Genomic DNA, 16,465 nt, shown 5'->3' on the forward strand with positions numbered 1-16,465 from the left:
GAGTGGAACGGGTTTTACGCGGAGAGGCTGAGCATGTCAGCGGCGACACAAGAACGGACGGAAAAAGGCGCGAAGAAAAAATCGCAGCCCTTTTGTGATGTCAGCGTTTTTCTGCCTGCGGATTTCATCCTCGATAGCGGCGAAAGTCTGAGCCGTCCGGAACTGAAAGTCCGGGTCTATGGCGATCTTGAAAAGCCGGCGATCATCGCGGCGGGCGGCATTTCCGCGGGGCGCGCTGTGGCCCAATGCAAGGATAGCGAAGGCTGGTGGAGCGACGTCATCGCTCCGAACGGGTTTGTGGATCTCGAACGCTTTTGCGTAATCGGTTTCGACTTCCTTCCCAATGCGGGTGAGACGGCGCGCACCATCACCACACATGATCACGCCAGGGCGCTGACCGATGCGCTCGACGTTTTGAATATTGAAAAGCTCTATGGATTTCTCGGCGCTTCTTATGGCGGGATGATCGGGCTTGCCTTCGCGGAAGCCTATCCTGACCGGATTGAAAAATTATGCGCCATCTCCGCGCCCGACCGCGCCCATCCGTCGGCGACGGCGTTGCGCGGCGTGCAGCGGCGCGTCATCGAATTCGCCGCTAAGCTTGGCGATTCAAAAGCTGGTGTGTCGCTGGCGCGTCAGATCGCCATGGTCACCTATCGCACGCCGGAGGAGTTTGCCGAGCGGTTCGAAAGTATGCCCGGCGAGACTGCAGGCGCGCCTTACGATGTTTGCGACTATCTGATTGCGCGTGGCGACGCCTATCATCTCGACCCGCAGCGTTACGTGACTTTGTCCGACTCCATTGATCGCCATCGCGTAGACCCGGCGAAGATTGCAGCGCAAAGTCTCATTATTGCGCCAGACAGTGACCGCCTCACACCGCTTTGCGACCTGAAGCGCCTCGCGGACGGCGTTCCCGGCGCGCAATTCATCGAAATCCCGTCCCTTTACGGACATGACGCCTTTCTGAAAAACGCCGATCTCATCGGTCCGCATATCAAAAAATTCTTTGAGGAGAAAAAATAATGAGCGACGCCCAGCGCCCTGACACCTTGCGACCGGAAACGCTTATCGCCACGGCTGGCGTCGCCACGGACCCTGCTTACAATTCGGTGTCGCCGCCATTGCACCTTTCGGCCAATTACGGCTGGAACGATCCGCTGGACAAACCGCAATATGATTATGCGCGCTCCGGCAATCCGACGCGCACGCAGCTTGAAGAAGCGCTTGCGGCGCTTGAAGGCGCGGCGCGCGGGGTTGTGGTTTCTTCAGGCATGGCGGCGCTTGATCTTGTGCTTAACCTCGTAGATCCGGGCGAGATCGTACTTGCGCCGCATGATTGTTATGGCGGCACGCACCGGCTTCTAACCGCGCGCGCCAAGCGCGGCCAGTTTGAACTGGTCTATGCGAACCAGACCGATCCGGCCGAGCTTGAGGCTGCTTTCGCGCGCAAGCCAAAGCTTGTGCTTCTCGAAACGCCCTCCAATCCGCTCTTGCGAATTACCGACATTCGGGCGGTCGTCGCCCATGCAAAAGGCTGTGGCGCGATTGTCGTCGCTGACAACACCTTTCTTTCGCCAGTTTTGCAGCGTCCGCTCGATCTCGGATGCGATATCGTTGTTCATTCGACGACGAAATTTATCAATGGCCATTCCGATGTTGTCGGCGGCGCGGTTCTTGCGCGCGACAAGGCGCTTGGCGACGATCTCGCCTGGTGGGCGAACTGCACCGGCGTCACCGGCGCGCCCTTCGATAGTTTCCTGACCCTGCGGGGTATGAGAACGCTTTTCCCTCGCGTTGAACGCCAGCAGGCGACGGCTGGCGACGTGGTGTCGCGGCTTGCCGCGGATGATCGCGTCGCCAATGTCTATTATCCGGGACTCGTTAACCATCCCGGTCATGAGATCGCCAAGTCGCAGCAGAATGGCTTCGGCTCCATGTTCTCAGTGGAATTCGCTGAAAATGTCGATGTGATCGAGCTTCTGCGCAATCTCAATCTGTTTACGATTGCGGAGTCGCTGGGCGGTTTTGAAAGCCTGGTGTGTACGCCGGCGACGATGACGCATGCAGCGATGACGCCGGAAGCGCGTGAAGTTGCGGGAATCTCCGACCGTCTCGTCCGGTTTTCCATCGGGCTTGAGCATACAGACGATCTTGTGCGAGATATAGAAACGGCGCTGGACCGAGCGGTAGATTCGGGCGCTGGTAAAGTTGCGTATTTATCGAGTGGGGCGACGAGCAAATGTGCTTAGAAGTTAAGGATAAATTCGGCGCCAGCGATGGCGGGGAACAAGTCACGCCGCGCAGGCTGCGCGTGGCCGTCGCCGGTCTTGGCGTCATTGGAGAAGGCGCAGCTTTGCGTCTTGTGGAGCCGTCAGAGCCTTACGCGCTTTGCGCTGCTCTGGTGCGCGATCCCGCAAAGGAGCGCGATGAGCGCCTGAAAGCGCTTCGTACCTATTCCGATCCTGATGTTTTTCTGGTGGAGCAACCTGATGTGGTCGTCGATGCGCTCCCGACCGGTGAGGCGGGGCGACGCCTGATTGAGGCCGCGCTCTCCCGCGGCGTCAGTATCGTGACAGCGAACAAGCAGGCCGTGGCCGGTCATTTGGCGCCGCTGCATGATCTCGCCCGTCGCAACAATGTGGTGTTCGCCTATTCTCCTTCGGTTGGCGGCGGGGCGCCCATGGTGGAAACCGTTCGACGCGCCCGCGGTGAAGGCGAAGCGCGCCAGCTTTCGGCGATTTTGAACGGCACGGTGAATTTCATCCTCTCCTCGCTTGCACACGGCATGTCTTTTGATGACGCGGTAAAGGCGGCGCAGGATGCCGGCTTCGCTGAGCCCGATCCGACAGCGGATCTTTCCGGCGAGGATGCGCGCGCCAAGATTTCAATCCTCACCTATGAAGCTTACGGCAAAGAGATTGATCAGAACGCCATTCGCGTAGAGCCTTTAACGGCTGAGCGCGCGGCGGAGTTTTTGAAGATCGGCGGCGTCTGGAGACAGATGTCTGTCGTCAAGCGTGCGCCCGATGGTGGGATTTCTGCGCGTGTTCGGTTCGAGCGCGTCGATGACGATCCGCTCTTCGCCAATGTAGAAGGAGAGGGCAACGCGCTGCGCGTGCTCAATATTGGCGGGGCTGAGTTTACGTGTCAGGGTAAAGGCGCAGGACGCGCGCCAACGGTCTCCAGCATTTTCGCCGAGCTTGAAAAGATTGCGCAGACGCCGCCAGACGAAGGTGAAAATACTTTGCGCCGCGTAAAGACCTTCAGCTAGAAGCAAAAAATGTCTTCTGATGAACATCAAAACGCGGCGCAGAGCGCCGCGTCTAATGCTGCGCGGGTGGCGAAACGCCTGGTCGTCAAGGTGGGCTCCGCCATTTTGTGCGGCCCTTCCGATCAGGGCGGCGGCGCCGTGCGTGAGGCGTGGCTCGCTTCGCTGGCCGCCGATATCGCCGGTTTGAGGCAATCGGGTTGCGAGGTTGTCATTGTGACCTCTGGTGCGATTGCGCTGGGCCGCCGCCGGCTTGGTCTTTCCGGTGCGCTGAGGCTCGATGAAAAGCAGGCCGCATCCGCTGCCGGACAGGCGGCGCTCGCCCAAGCCTGGCAGGCGGCCTTTGCGCCTCATGATGTCGCTATCGCGCAGATCCTCATCACCCTTGAAGACACCGAAAGCAGGCGGCGTTATCTCAACGCCCGGGCGACATTCCGCACGCTGCTGGATCTCGGCGCGCTGCCCCTCGTCAATGAAAACGACACAATTGCGACCAGTGAAATTCGTTATGGCGATAATGACCGGCTTGCAGCGCATGCCGCGCAATTGGTGGAAAGCGATCTTCTGATCATTCTGTCCGACATTGACGGTCTCTACACCAGCGATCCGCGCAAGGATTCAACCGCACAACACATCTCTGTCGTTGACGCTATCACGCCGGAGATTGAAAACATGGCCGGCGGCGTCAATAGGGATGCGGGCGTCGGTTCCGGCGGTATGGCGTCGAAGATTGCCGCGGCGAAAATCGCGGGCGGCGCCGGTTGCGACACCATCATCGCGCCGGGGTTGGTCGATCATCCTTTGAAGGCGGTGCTTGACGGCGGCGCGGCGACGTTATTTTGCGCATCGACCACCCATGACGGCGCCAGGCGGCAGTGGATTGCGGGCCGCCTCAAGCCATTGGGCCGTCTTGTTATCGATGAGGGCGCCGCCAAAGCGCTGCAATCGGGCGCCAGCCTGTTGCCTGCTGGCGTAAAAGAAATAACCGGCGCCTTCTCGCGCGGCGACGCGGTTGAAATTGTCAGCGCGAACGGCGCGCTGATCGGGCAGGGGCTTTCCGCCTACGATGCAGGCGAGGCGCGCAAAGTGGCGGGCGCCAAGTCCGATAAGATTGAAGCATTGCTTGGCTATCGCCGTCGCCCCGCGCTTGTGGAGAAAGACGATCTGATCCTGAGGAGCGGTCCATGAGTGACGACATCACGGCCTATATGGAAGGCCTCGCTGCGAAGGCGCGCGCCGCTTCGCGCGTCATGGCGTCTGCCTCGACGGAGCGCAAGAATGCGGCGCTGACTAAAGCGGCGGCGCTCATCCGTGAACGCGCGGGCGAAATTCTCGAAATCAATGCGGGCGATCTTTCCGTTGCAAAAGCCAAGGGGCAGGACGCCGCCTTTCTTGACCGCATGGCGCTGAGCCCTGACCGCATGGAAGGGATTGCAAAGGCGCTGGAAGATATCGCCGCCTTGCCGGATCCGGTGGGCAAATCCATCGCCAAATGGTCGCGGCCCAACGGGCTTGAGATCGAGCGGGTGAGAACGCCTATCGGCGTCATCGCGGTGATCTATGAAAGCCGCCCCAATGTCACGGTTGACGCCGCTGCTATTGCGGTGAAAGCCGGCAACGCCGTGATTCTTCGCGGCGGGTCCGAATGCATCAAAACATCCAAAGCGCTGTTCGACTGTTTCCATGATGCGCTTGAGGTCGCTGGCTTGCCTGACGGCGCCGCGCAATTTGTGGAGACGCCGGACCGCGCCGCAGTCGGCGCGCTTCTGTCTGGCCTTGGCGGTCGTATCGATCTTGTTATTCCCCGGGGCGGCAAGTCGCTGGTGGCGCGGGTGCAGTCAGAAGCGCGGGTGCCCGTGCTCTCCCATCTCGACGGCATTTGTCATGTCTATGTGGACCGCGACGCAGACCTAAAAAAAGCTGTCGAAATTGTTGTTAACTCCAAGATGCGGCGCACCGGCGTCTGCGGCGCGGCGGAGACATTGTTGATTGATCAAGCTATCGCTGAAGCTGTTTGGCCGAAGCTCGCAAGCGCCTTGCGCAAAAAGGGCTGTGAATTACGCGGCGATGAGGCCTTACAGGCAATCGATCCTGAAATAGCATCTGCGAGCGAGGAAGATTTCCATACTGAATACCTCGCGCCCATTCTATCTGTTGCTTTGGTGGATGGCGTTGGCGGCGCGATTGCGCATATCGCCAAATATTCATCGTCCCATACGGAATCCATCGTCACTGAAAATGCGGAGACGGCGGCGCGGTTTCTGAATGAAGTCGACAGCGCTATTGTCATGCATAACGCCTCGACCCAGTTCGCAGACGGCGGCGAGTTCGGTCTAGGCGCCGAAATCGGCATCGCCACGGGCCGCCTCCACGCCCGGGGACCGGCAGGGGTGGAGGAGCTGACGACCTACAAGAATGTTGTAAGGGGAACCGGTCAGGTGCGCCCGTGATGACGCCGCCGACCGATCCGATTCCGGCGGGAGCATATTCTGCTAATTAGGCGTGCAGGGTGAGCGCCCCAATCGAAAAAAATGACCAAAACGGGCATTTTTTCCTTGTTTGTTAACAGGCCCGGATGTAAGCGGGTTCTGCGCTGCAAAAACGGCGCGAAAGAGTAGTGAAATGCGGGCTTTGGCGGACATCAGCATGAAGGGAGAGGGCGCGGTAATCGCGGACCCGATGCTTATGGCTGTATCCCTTGTGGTGCTCGTACTCGTACTCCTTATTAGCCCCATTCGGGGAGCGGCCATGGAGCCCGCGCGCTAGTTTAGCACGACGGACCTCCGGACAGCCCGCTCCCGAAAGGAAGCGGGTTTTTTCATGCCCGGCGGTTCGTTCAGAAAAGAATGAACGGACGAGATGACGACGAAAAGATCAGACGCAATCACCAAAGGGGCCGCCAAGGCGCCGGCGCGAGCCATGTTGCGCGCGACGGGGCTGGGCGACAACGAACTCGCCGGGCCCATCATCGCGGTGGTGAACACCTGGTCCACGGTGACGCCTTGCAACATGCATCTCGACAAGCTGGCCGAACCTGTCCGCGAAGGCATTCGGGCCGGCGGCGCAACGCCGGTGGATTTCAATACCATTGTCGTCTCCGACGGCATCACCATGGGCGGCGAAGGCATGCGCGCGTCGCTGATCTCCCGCGAAGTGATCGCTGACTCCATCGAACTGGCCGTGCGCGGACATTCGCTGGACGCGGCGGTCATTCTGGTCGGCTGTGACAAGACCCTGCCAGCGGCGGCGATGGCGCTCGCGCGTATGGATATACCGGGCGTCATTTTCTATGGCGGCACAATCATGGCTGGCCATTGCAAATTCCGCGGCGAGGAAAAAGATCTTTCCATTCAGGATGTGTTCGAGGCGGTCGGAGCACACGCGAAGGGCGATTATTCCGACGAGGAGCTTGACCAGATTGAACGCGAGGCCTGTCCGGGCGCTGGCGCCTGCGGCGGTCAGTTTACGGCGAACACCATGGCCATGGCGCTGGCGTTTTTGGGGCTCGCGCCCATTGGCGCAGGCGACCCGCCGGCGATTGCAGAAGAAAAAGCCGCTGAGGGCGTTCGCTGCGGCAAGCTGGCGGCGCAGCTGGTGAAGGACGGAAAGACCGCCCGCCAGTTCATCACGGAAACAAGCTTGCGCAACGCCGCCACGTCGGTGGTAGCGTCGGGCGGCTCCACCAATGCGGTGTTGCATCTGGCCGCAATCGCCGCTGAAGCGGGCGTTCCGTTCTCGATTGATCTCTTTGACGAGCTTTCGCGCACAACGCCGGTGATCTCAAATCTGAAACCCGGCGGGCAATATCTGGCGAAAGACTTGTACGCCGCGGGCGGTGTCCGCCTGTTCGGTCAGAGCCTGGTGGAAGGCGGTAAAATAGAAGATACGCCAACGGTGTCGGGTGAAACCCTCTTTGGTGAATTCAAAAAAGCGGAGGAAACGCCCGGCCAGAAAGTTGTTCACGCAGTCAGTGATCCTTTCAAAAAAACCGGCGGCCTAAGGATTCTCTATGGCGATTTGGCGCCGGAAGGCGGCGTTTTGAAAACCGCCGGCTATGCCGACGGCGCCTTTGAAGGAACGGCGCGCGTCTTTGACGGCGAAGAGGCCGCCTTCAAGGCGGTCAATGATCGCCAAATCAAGGAAGGCGATGTGGTCGTCATCCGATATGAAGGGCCTAAAGGCGGCCCTGGCATGCGCGAGATGCTGGCGACGACTGCGGCTGTCGCGGGGCAGGGCCTTGCGGGCAAGGTCGCGCTGATCACCGATGGACGGTTTTCCGGCGCCTCGCACGGCTTCGTCATCGGCCATGTCGCGCCGGAAGCCGCTGCTGGCGGACCGATCGGCCTGCTTCAGGACGGCGACAAGATCATCATCGATGCAGAAGCGCGCCGCATCGACGCCGACATCGACTGGGATGCGCGCCGCGCAGCCTTCAAACCCAAAGCGCCGAACCGCATGGGCGGTGTTTTCGACAAATATGCAAAGCTGGTTTCCTCGGCGTCAAAAGGCGCCGTCACCATTCAAACATCAAACGACTAAGTAAGAGGGATTTAAAAGACATGAGAGTCTATACGGAAGACGATGCAAACCCGGCGATTGTGAAGAACGATGTTGTCGCCGTTATCGGCTATGGCAGTCAGGGCCGCGCCCATGCGCTGAACCTGCATGATTCCGGCTGCAAGGTGATTGTCGGCGTTCGCCCTGATGGCCCGGGCGCCAAGCGCGCGCAGGAAGATGGTCTGGAAGTGGCGACGGTCGCCGAGGCGAGCCGGCAGGCGAAGCTGATCGCGGTGCTGACGCCGGATATGACCCACGAGCAGATTTTCAAAGACCAGATTGAACCCAATCTGAAAGACGGCGACGCATTGTTGATGGCGCACGGCTTCACGGTGCTTTACGGCCGCATCAATCCGCCGGCTAATGTGGATGTCATCATGGTGGCGCCGAAAGGTCCGGGCGGCCTTGTGCGTTCGGAATATGAGCGCGGGCGCGGCGTGCCGAGCCTGTTCGCCATTCATCAGGATGCGACCGGTCAGGCGAAAGACAAGGCGCTCGCCTATGCAAGCCTGATTGGCGGCGCTTCGGCGGGCGTTATTGAAACGACCTTCCGCGAAGAAACGGAAACCGACCTCTTCGGCGAACAGGCTGTTCTGTGCGGCGGCGCATCGGAACTCGTGATCGCCGGTTTCGAAACATTGGTGGAAGCGGGCTACCAGCCGGAAATCGCCTATTACGAATGTCTTCATGAGCTGAAGCTGATCGTCGATCTCTTTTATGAGGGCGGCATCACGCGGATGCATGACTTCATTTCCGAGACCGCGAAATATGGCGACTTCGTTTCCGGGCCGCGCGTTATCAACGCCGAAACGAAACAGCGTATGAAAGAAGTGCTGACTGATATTCAGAATGGCAATTTCGCTCATGACTGGATCGTCGAAAACCAGGCCGGCAAAGTTCGCTACAATCAAATGTTGCGGGCCGATCTGGAGCATCCCATCGAAAAGACCGGCAAGGAATTGCGCGCGCGCATGTCCTGGTTGAAGCCGGGCGCCAACACAAAACCGAACTGAGGCCCGACATGACTGCTTCTCAAGCGAAACAAGAGACAAAGACGGCGGCGATGACCAAGTCGGGCGCTGAACTTCTCCTTGATGCGCTGGAGGAGCAGGGCGTGGATCTGATCTTCGGTTATCCCGGCGGCGCCGTGTTGCCGATTTATGACGCGCTGCATGCGCGCGACACCATCCGCCACATTCTAGTGCGCCACGAACAGGGCGCGCTGCATGCGGCGGAGGGGTATGCGCGCTCCACAGGCAAGGTTGGCGTCGCACTGGTGACGTCGGGCCCCGGCGCCACAAATGCGGTCACCGGCCTTGCCGACGCGCTTCTGGATTCCATTCCGATTGTCTGCATCACAGGCCAGGTGGCGCGGCCGCTGATCGGGACCGACGCCTTTCAGGAATGCGACACGACCGGCATCACCCGTTCTTGCACCAAATATAACTATCTGGTGAAATCATCCCATACGCTGTCAACGACAGTGCATGAGGCGTTTCATGTCGCACGCAATGGCCGCCCGGGGCCTGTTCTGATCGACATTCCAAAGGACGTGCAGTTCGAAGCGGCGCAATATACGTCGCGGGCCGACGCGCGTAACCGCAATTGCATCGTCACGCCCGAGATTGACCCTAACCAGATCGATCAGGTTGTCGATTTAATGCGCTATGCGCGCCGTCCGGTATTTTATACAGGCGGCGGCGTTATCAATGCAGGTCCCGACGCATCGAGAACGCTGCGTGATCTTGCAAAGGCGACCGGTTTTCCGGTGACGTCGACCCTGATGGGGCTCGGCGCGTTCCCCGCCTCCGATCCGCAATGGCTCGGAATGCTGGGCATGCATGGTTCTTACGAAGCAAACAACGCCATGCATGATTGCGATTTGATGATCGCTATTGGCGCGCGCTTTGATGACCGGGTCACTGGCCGTCTCGATGCGTTCTCACCCAACTCGCGCAAGGTTCATATCGATATCGACCCGTCTTCCATAAACAAGAACGTGCCTGTCGATATCGGCATTATCGGCGACGCCGGAGCCGTCATGTCGGCGATGCTTGCCGAATGGCAAAGGCGCGAAAAAGAAGAAAAACATGACCGCGGACGGATTGAAGGCTGGCTTGAGCAGGTCGATGGCTGGCGCGCGCGCAAGTCTTTCCAATATGCGCCGGCGAAAGACGCTATCAAACCGCAATATGCCATTGAGCGCCTTTATGCGCTGACGCGCGACAAGAATGTCTACGTCACGACCGAGGTCGGCCAGCATCAGATGTGGGCGGCCCAGCATTTTCATTTCGATGAGCCCAACCGCTGGATGACGTCTGGCGGGCTCGGCACAATGGGGTACGGCCTGCCCGCAGCGCTCGGCGTTCAGGCGGCCTACCCGGACGCGCTGGTCATCGACATCGCCGGTGACGCCTCGGTGCAGATGACCATGCAGGAAATGTCGGCGGCGGTGCAGCATGATCTGCCGATCAAGATTTTCATTCTGAACAACGCCTATCTCGGCATGGTTCGTCAGTGGCAGGAGCTTCTCCACGGCGGGCGCTATTCTCACTCCTATTCCGATAGCTTGCCGGACTTTGTGAAGCTCGCCGAAGCCTATGGCGGACATGGCATTCATGCGACTACGCCCGATGAACTCGACGCAAAAATCATTGAGATGATTGAATCGCCAAAACCGGTCCTGTTCGATTGCGTCGTCACGCAGGAAGAAAATGTCTTCCCGATGATCCCCTCGGGCGCAGCGCATAATGAAATGCTGTTTGGGGAGATGAAAGAAGGCGCCGTTTCCGAACAAGGGAAGACACTGGTATGACCGCCGCAAACTCAACACCGGGCGCCCCGTCCCAGTCGGTTTATCCGGTCACGCGCGATGAAGGCGCGGAACGGGAAGTCATTCTCGCCGTCATCGTCGATAACGAGCCCGGGGTTTTGTCTCGCGTCGTGGGGCTTGTCTCTGCGCGCGGCTATAATATCGAAAGCCTCACGGTTGCAGAAACGGATGTTGAAAAACACACATCGCGCATCACCGTGGTGACGACCGGCACGCCCTCGAAGATTGAACAGATCAAGGCGCAGCTCGGCCGCCTTGTGCCGGTACGCCGCGTCATTGACGTTTCGGCGGAAACCGACGCGCTGGAGCGCGAGCTGGCATTGATCAAAGTCGTAAATGAGGGTGAAAACCGACTGGAGGCCATGCGCCTGTCGGATATTTTCCGCGCCCGCGCTCTCGACACAACGCACACCTCTTTCGTGTTCGAGATCACCGGCGCCCGGGAGAAAATCAACGCCTTCATCGATCTGATGAAACCGCTAGGTTTGTCAGAGGTCTCACGCACAGGCGTGTTATCTATTCGCCGCGGCGTTGAAAAGGACTGAAGCCATGTCGCCGAGTTATTTGTTGGACCCTCTATTGAGCCTGCTCCTTAGCCCCGCGCGGTGAAATCGCCGCGCGTTAAAAATGGGCGAATACAAAGGACCTCATGCAAGGAATTCAACATGACCACGGATCAGACAGATATTAGTGATGTAGGCGCCAAGCCGGACAATCACGTAAAAATCTTCGACACCACATTACGCGACGGCGAACAGGCGCCGGGCTTTTCCATGTCCACGGACGCCAAGCTCATCGTCGCCCGCGCGCTTGCAGCGCTGAATGTCGACATTATCGAAGCGGGGTTCGCGGCCGCCTCGCCGGGTGATGCGGCGGCGATTTCGGCTGTTGCGACGGAAATTACAGGGCCGACGATCTGCTCCCTGTCACGCCTCAACGATAAAGACATTGAGGCGTCCGCCCGCGCGCTGGAGCCTGCGCGCCATAAACGTATCCATACGTTCATCGGCACCAGCCCGACGCACCGGGACGCCAAGCTGAAAATGACCAAGGACGAGATTATCGAGCGCATTGGCCGTCTCGTCGCTTTCGCCGTTCCTTTGTGCGACGAGGTTGAATTCTCGCCGGAAGACGCCATTCGCACCGAGCGAGATTATCTGATTGAAGCCGTCAATACGGCCATTGAAGCCGGCGCCACAACCATCAATATTCCGGACACTGTCGGTTATACGACGCCGGAAGAGATCGTCGATCTTTTCCGTTTTTTGAAAGAGAACGCCAAAGGCGCCGAGAAGGTAACTTTCTCAACGCATTGCCATGACGATCTTGGCATGGCGGTGGCCAATTCACTTGCGGCGGTGCGCGGCGGCGCCCGTCAGATTGAATGCGCGATCAACGGCATCGGCGAGCGCGCAGGCAATTGCTCTCTGGAAGAAGCGGTGATGGCCATTAAAACTCGCCGTGATTTTTTTAATCTTGAAACGCAAATAGAAACGGAGAAAATTTATCCGGCGAGCCTCGCGCTGGCGCGCGTGACCCACAATCCGATCCCGCGCAACAAGGCGATTGTCGGCAAGAACGCCTTCGCCCATGAATCCGGTATTCACCAGCATGGCGTGTTGGCCGATAAACGCACCTATGAAATCATGGATGCTGAATCAGTGGGCATGCCGGCCAATTCCATCGTTCTGGGCAAGCATTCCGGCAAGCATGCAGTGCGCGCCCGCGCTGAAGCTCTGGGGTTCAAAATCTCGCCGCAAAAAGTCGAAGATATTTTCCCGGATTTCAAAAAACTGGCGGACACGACGCGCGAGGTGACTGACGCACAATTGGTGAAGCTGATTACCGGCAATTCCGCCGTCGACGGGCGCATGGGGCCGTGGCGCATGCGCCGATCTGATCTCCACATCGATATGGAGGAGGGGACGAAGCCTTATGCGCGTGTGACGCTTGAGCATGATAGCGGCGAGCAACACACCGTCACCCATGAAGGCATCGGACCCATCGACGCTGCGTTTGCAGCGGTTTGCGCCATTACCGATGTGGCGGGACGTATTAAAACTATCGACCTTCATCATGAAGCTGAAGAAGGTGTAGTCCGGGCTGACGCCGTTGTGACCGTTGACGGCCGTGATTATTCGGGCAAAGGCAAGGAAGTTGATATCGCCGATGCGGCAGTCGCCGCGTTCGTTGCGGCGATCAACCAGGCGGCGGCGATCCGCGCGGTTGGTGAGGCGAATTATTCAAATGAGGCGGCGGCGTCATGAGTGAGTTGAGTTCCAGTCCAAAATCCCTGTTCGATAAATTATGGGAGCGCCATGTCGTCGTAGAGGAAACGGTCGAGGCGCCAGCCGTACTTTATATCGATCTTCATCTTATCCATGAGGTGACGTCGCCTCAGGCTTTTTCCGTTCTTGACGGGCGCGGCCTGAAGGTTCGCCGTCCGGATAAAACTTTCGGCACACTCGATCATTCGACGCCGACCTTGCCGGCGAACGCAAAGGGTGAGCTTCCCTATGCGACGCCTGAAGCGAAGACGCAGGTCGACACCCTTATCAGGAACTGCGAAAAGCACGGCGTTGAGCTGTTGAATATGGGCGATCCGCGCCGGGGCATTGTGCATGTGATCGGACCGGAGCTTGGGCTGACCCAGCCGGGCAAGACGATTGTCTGCGGCGACAGTCACACCTCGACCCATGGCGCCTTTGGGGCCCTCGCTTTTGGGATTGGCACGACCGAAGTGGGGCATGTGCTTGCAACGCAATGTGTGTTGCAGAGAAAGCCGAAATCCATTCGGGTCAATTTCGACGGCGCACTTCCAGAGGGCGTCGGCGCCAAAGATATGGCCCTCGCTATGATCGCGCAGATCGGCGCCGATGGCGGTCAGGGGTGCGCCATTGAATTCGCCGGAGAGGCGGTGCGGGACCTTTCCATGGATGGGCGCATGACCTTGTGCAACATGTCCATCGAAGCGGGCGCGCGCTTTGGCATGGTCGCGCCGGACCAGACAACGTTCGAATGGCTTCACGGTCGCGATTATACGCCGAAGGGGCTTGCCTGGAACGAAGCATTGGCTGACTGGATGGAGTTAAAGACAGATCTTGGCGCCAGTTTCGACTGGGAGGTGCATGTAGACGCCGCTAATATCCGTCCCATGATCACCTTTGGCGTCTCGCCCGACGCTGCGGCGCCGGTTGATGATATGGCGCCGACGCCTCAAACCGACGCCGAACATCACGCTGCGGATTACATGCAGTTTACAGCCGGAAAGCCGTTTTCCGACGTTGCGGTCAATCGTGTCTTTATCGGCAGCTGCACCAACTCCCGTCTGTCGGATCTGCGCGAAGCGGCGCTCGTCATGCGCGGCCGGAAAGTTAAACCCGGCGTCATTGCGCTCGTTGTCCCCGGGTCTGAAGCGGTCAAGCGCGCTGCGGAAGCGGAAAAGCTTCACGAAGTTTTCCTCGCCGCCGGCGCTGAATGGCGCGAACCCGGTTGCTCCATGTGTATCGCCATGAATGGTGATTCCGGCAAGCCCGGCGAACTTGTGGTTTCGACTTCTAACCGCAACTTCATCGGCCGGCAGGGGAAAGGGGTGCGCACCGTGCTGGCGAGCCCCGCGACCGCTGCAGCCTCGGCGATTGAAGGTCACATCGCCGATCCGCGTCCCTATCTTTTTGCGCGGGAGAGCGCCTGATGTCATTCGACCCGATTAAAACCCTGACCTCGCGCACGGTAGTGTTGCGGCAGGAAAATATCGACACCGACCAGATTATCCCGGCGCGCTTCCTGACGACGACAGTGAAAGATGGCCTTGGTAAGTCCGCTTTCTATGACTGGCGGTATGACGAAGATGGGCGGCCAAAAAACTCGTCAGTCTTCAATGGCGTAAATCCGGCGACGCACAAAATTCTTGTGGCGGGATCAAATTTTGGCTGCGGCTCTTCGCGAGAACATGCGCCATGGGCGCTGTCGGATTTTGGGTTTCGTGCAGTGATCAGCTCCGACATCGCTGACATTTTCAAAAGCAACGCCCAGAAAAACGGATTGCTGCCGGTTGAAGTCGATGAAGAAACGCATAGAAAATTGCTTGCGTCACCGGGCGCAGAAGTCACCATTGATCTCGAAAACTGTGAAGTGACATTTGGCGATGGTGAAAAAGGAGCCTTTCCGATTGAGGCTTTCGCGCGCCGCTGTCTTCTCGACGGTGTTGACCCGCTCGGTCATCTGTTGAATCAGTTGCCTGAAATCGAAGCCTACGAAAGATAAGAATATGGCGATGATCGCTTTCCTTCCCGGCGATGGCGTTGGCCCTGAAGTTGCGGACGCGGCGAAACGGGTGCTCGAAGCGGCTGCGAAGAAGTTTTCCCTGACGCTGGATTTCAAAGACTGTTTTTTCGGCGGCGCCGCTATCGACGCTTGCGGTGACCCTTTTCCATCGGAAACGAAAGAGGCGTGTCTTGGCGCCGACGCCATTTTTCTTGGCGCCATTGGCGGGCCGAAATGGGACAAGGCGAAACGCCGGCCCGAGGCGGGGCTTCTGGAAATGCGCAAGGCGCTCGGCGTTTACGCCAATCTACGTCCCGTGAGTGTCGCCGGCGGTATGGAGCATCTGTCGCCATTGCGTGAAGCTCGTGTCAAAGGCGTCGATATGTTGATCGTGCGCGAACTGACAGGCGGGATGTATTTCGGCGACCGCACGGAAGGCGACGACCGCGCCACTGATGAATGTCTTTATACAAAGGAAGAAGTGACGCGCGTTGCACGGATCGCCTTTGAAGCGGCGCGTAAACGAAAGGGGCGTGTCGCATCTGTCGACAAGGCGAATGTGCTCGCCACCAGCCGATTGTGGCGAAATGCCGTCAATGAGCTGCATGCAGCGGAATATAAAGACGTCGAGCTCTCTCACATGCTGGTCGACGCCATGGCCATGAAGCTTATTCAGGCGCCGGCGGAGTATGATGTGATCCTCACCGAAAATCTTTTCGGTGATATTTTGAGCGATGAAGCGTCGGTGCTTTCAGGGTCCATCGGTCTCGCTCCATCGGCGTCGCTGGGCGACGGAACGCGTGGCCTTTTCGAGCCGATCCATGGCTCTGCGCCGGATATCGCCGGGCAGGGCAAAGCCAATCCCGCCGGCGCGATCATGAGCGCGGCGATGTTGTTGCGCTATAGTTTGAATGAAGGCGCCGCCGCCGACGCTATTGAAGCGGCGGTCTCAAAGGCGCTCGCTTCGGGGCGTGGCACCGGCGACATTGGCGGGGAAGACAATACGGCGTCATTTACGGATGCGGTTGTGGAGTTGATCTAGATAAAGCACTTATTCGCTTCACTCCATAATATCCTCATTCCACAATTCCGGCTTTTCACGAATGAACCGCGCCATGAGTTCCAGCGAAGCAGGATGCGCAACGTCGATCACCTCAATGCCGCGTGATTTCAAGAACTCTTCATTGCCGCCGAAATTCTGTGTGTCGTTGATGACGATGCGGGGAATTTTGAACTGAACGATGGTTCCCGAACACATCATGCAGGGCGAGAGAGACGTGTAGAGCGTCAAATCGCGATAGCTTTTCTGACGTCCAGCCTTGCGCAAACAATCCATCTCGCCATGGGCAATCGGGTCGCCTTGCTGCACTCGCTGATTATGTCCGGCGGCTATGAACTCCGGCCCCCGCGCCAACGCCGAGCCAATGGGGAGACCGCCTTCGTCATAGCTCTTTTTAGCTTCGCTGTAGGCGAGCTCAATGAACTCCAGGTCGTAATCGTTCAGCATCACGGTCCTCCTGATAGACAAGGCCAGTTTC

14 protein-coding genes are annotated in these 16,465 nt (G+C 58.7%); 13 read left to right on the plus strand and 1 reads right to left on the minus strand.

What is annotated here, in order from left to right; genetic code table 11:
* Positions 1–33: 33 nt before the first annotated feature.
* The 13 genes from metX to leuB all read left to right on the plus strand — a co-directional run bounded on the left by metX (position 34) and on the right by leuB (position 15,969).
* Positions 34–1,026 carry a homoserine O-succinyltransferase MetX gene (gene metX / locus ACFOOP_RS13225; RefSeq protein ID WP_379881588.1) on the plus strand — a complete coding sequence of 331 codons (993 nt, stop codon included), beginning with the start codon at positions 34–36 and terminating at the stop codon, positions 1,024–1,026.
* Positions 1,026–2,252 carry a cystathionine gamma-synthase gene (metB, locus tag ACFOOP_RS13230; protein ID WP_379881589.1) on the plus strand — a complete coding sequence of 409 codons (1,227 nt, stop codon included), beginning with the start codon at positions 1,026–1,028 and terminating at the stop codon, positions 2,250–2,252. The genes metX and metB overlap by 1 nt, the downstream gene beginning before the upstream one ends.
* Entirely contained in the window at positions 2,243–3,274 is a 1,032-nt protein-coding gene (locus ACFOOP_RS13235; protein WP_379881590.1) for a homoserine dehydrogenase, read from the plus strand. Before metB ends, ACFOOP_RS13235 begins: the two co-directional genes overlap by 10 nt.
* Positions 3,275–3,283: 9 nt before the next feature.
* The gene (gene proB, locus ACFOOP_RS13240) at positions 3,284–4,459 is read left to right on the plus strand and encodes a glutamate 5-kinase (RefSeq protein ID WP_379881591.1); all 1,176 of its coding nucleotides are present in this window, start codon (positions 3,284–3,286) and stop codon (positions 4,457–4,459) included.
* A complete protein-coding gene (locus ACFOOP_RS13245) occupies positions 4,456–5,721 on the plus strand; it encodes a glutamate-5-semialdehyde dehydrogenase (RefSeq protein WP_379881592.1) in 1,266 nt (421 codons plus the stop codon). The genes proB and ACFOOP_RS13245 overlap by 4 nt, the downstream gene beginning before the upstream one ends.
* 409 nt (positions 5,722–6,130) lie before the next feature.
* Complete coding sequence (gene ilvD, locus ACFOOP_RS13250; RefSeq protein WP_379881593.1) at positions 6,131–7,810, plus strand: dihydroxy-acid dehydratase; 1,680 nt, start codon at positions 6,131–6,133, stop codon at positions 7,808–7,810.
* Between the two features lie 20 nt (positions 7,811–7,830).
* The gene (gene ilvC, locus ACFOOP_RS13255) at positions 7,831–8,841 is read left to right on the plus strand and encodes a ketol-acid reductoisomerase (RefSeq protein ID WP_379881594.1); all 1,011 of its coding nucleotides are present in this window, start codon (positions 7,831–7,833) and stop codon (positions 8,839–8,841) included.
* Between the two features lie 8 nt (positions 8,842–8,849).
* The gene (locus ACFOOP_RS13260; RefSeq protein WP_379881595.1) at positions 8,850–10,643 is read left to right on the plus strand and encodes an acetolactate synthase 3 large subunit; all 1,794 of its coding nucleotides are present in this window, start codon (positions 8,850–8,852) and stop codon (positions 10,641–10,643) included.
* Entirely contained in the window at positions 10,640–11,206 is a 567-nt protein-coding gene (gene ilvN / locus ACFOOP_RS13265) for an acetolactate synthase small subunit (RefSeq protein ID WP_379881596.1), read from the plus strand. Before ACFOOP_RS13260 ends, ilvN begins: the two co-directional genes overlap by 4 nt.
* 120 nt (positions 11,207–11,326) lie before the next feature.
* Positions 11,327–12,928 carry a 2-isopropylmalate synthase gene (locus ACFOOP_RS13270; RefSeq protein ID WP_379881597.1) on the plus strand — a complete coding sequence of 534 codons (1,602 nt, stop codon included), beginning with the start codon at positions 11,327–11,329 and terminating at the stop codon, positions 12,926–12,928.
* The gene (leuC, locus tag ACFOOP_RS13275; RefSeq protein ID WP_379881598.1) at positions 12,925–14,355 is read left to right on the plus strand and encodes a 3-isopropylmalate dehydratase large subunit; all 1,431 of its coding nucleotides are present in this window, start codon (positions 12,925–12,927) and stop codon (positions 14,353–14,355) included. Before ACFOOP_RS13270 ends, leuC begins: the two co-directional genes overlap by 4 nt.
* Positions 14,355–14,927, plus strand: coding sequence for a 3-isopropylmalate dehydratase small subunit (gene leuD, locus ACFOOP_RS13280; RefSeq protein ID WP_379881599.1), 573 nt, complete (start codon positions 14,355–14,357; stop codon positions 14,925–14,927). The genes leuC and leuD overlap by 1 nt, the downstream gene beginning before the upstream one ends.
* A gap of 4 nt (positions 14,928–14,931) precedes the next feature.
* A complete protein-coding gene (gene leuB / locus ACFOOP_RS13285; RefSeq protein WP_379881600.1) occupies positions 14,932–15,969 on the plus strand; it encodes a 3-isopropylmalate dehydrogenase in 1,038 nt (345 codons plus the stop codon).
* Between the two features lie 18 nt (positions 15,970–15,987).
* Here leuB and ACFOOP_RS13290 read toward each other — a convergent pair whose 3' ends face one another.
* Positions 15,988–16,434 (minus strand): nucleoside deaminase, encoded by a 447-nt coding sequence (locus ACFOOP_RS13290; protein WP_379881601.1) that lies wholly within the window; start codon positions 16,432–16,434, stop codon positions 15,988–15,990.
* Positions 16,435–16,465: the final 31 nt, after the last annotated feature.

Origin of the sequence: Hyphococcus aureus (genome assembly GCF_042643165.1) — a bacterium.
Taxonomy (GTDB): domain Bacteria; phylum Pseudomonadota; class Alphaproteobacteria; order Caulobacterales; family Parvularculaceae; genus Hyphococcus; species Hyphococcus aureus.

Coding starts and splice junctions, on each gene's coding strand:
- leuB (WP_379881600.1), top strand. CDS start 14,932: ATGGCGATGATCGCTTTCCTTCCCGGCGATGGCGTTGGCCCTGAAGTT.
- ilvN (WP_379881596.1), top strand. CDS start 10,640: ATGACCGCCGCAAACTCAACACCGGGCGCCCCGTCCCAGTCGGTTTAT.
- metX (WP_379881588.1), top strand. CDS start 34: ATGTCAGCGGCGACACAAGAACGGACGGAAAAAGGCGCGAAGAAAAAA.
- ilvD (WP_379881593.1), top strand. CDS start 6,131: ATGACGACGAAAAGATCAGACGCAATCACCAAAGGGGCCGCCAAGGCG.
- ACFOOP_RS13260 (WP_379881595.1), top strand. CDS start 8,850: ATGACTGCTTCTCAAGCGAAACAAGAGACAAAGACGGCGGCGATGACC.
- ACFOOP_RS13290 (WP_379881601.1), bottom strand. CDS start 16,434: ATGCTGAACGATTACGACCTGGAGTTCATTGAGCTCGCCTACAGCGAA.
- ACFOOP_RS13235 (WP_379881590.1), top strand. CDS start 2,243: ATGTGCTTAGAAGTTAAGGATAAATTCGGCGCCAGCGATGGCGGGGAA.
- leuC (WP_379881598.1), top strand. CDS start 12,925: ATGAGTGAGTTGAGTTCCAGTCCAAAATCCCTGTTCGATAAATTATGG.
- leuD (WP_379881599.1), top strand. CDS start 14,355: ATGTCATTCGACCCGATTAAAACCCTGACCTCGCGCACGGTAGTGTTG.
- ACFOOP_RS13270 (WP_379881597.1), top strand. CDS start 11,327: ATGACCACGGATCAGACAGATATTAGTGATGTAGGCGCCAAGCCGGAC.
- metB (WP_379881589.1), top strand. CDS start 1,026: ATGAGCGACGCCCAGCGCCCTGACACCTTGCGACCGGAAACGCTTATC.
- ACFOOP_RS13245 (WP_379881592.1), top strand. CDS start 4,456: ATGAGTGACGACATCACGGCCTATATGGAAGGCCTCGCTGCGAAGGCG.
- ilvC (WP_379881594.1), top strand. CDS start 7,831: ATGAGAGTCTATACGGAAGACGATGCAAACCCGGCGATTGTGAAGAAC.
- proB (WP_379881591.1), top strand. CDS start 3,284: ATGTCTTCTGATGAACATCAAAACGCGGCGCAGAGCGCCGCGTCTAAT.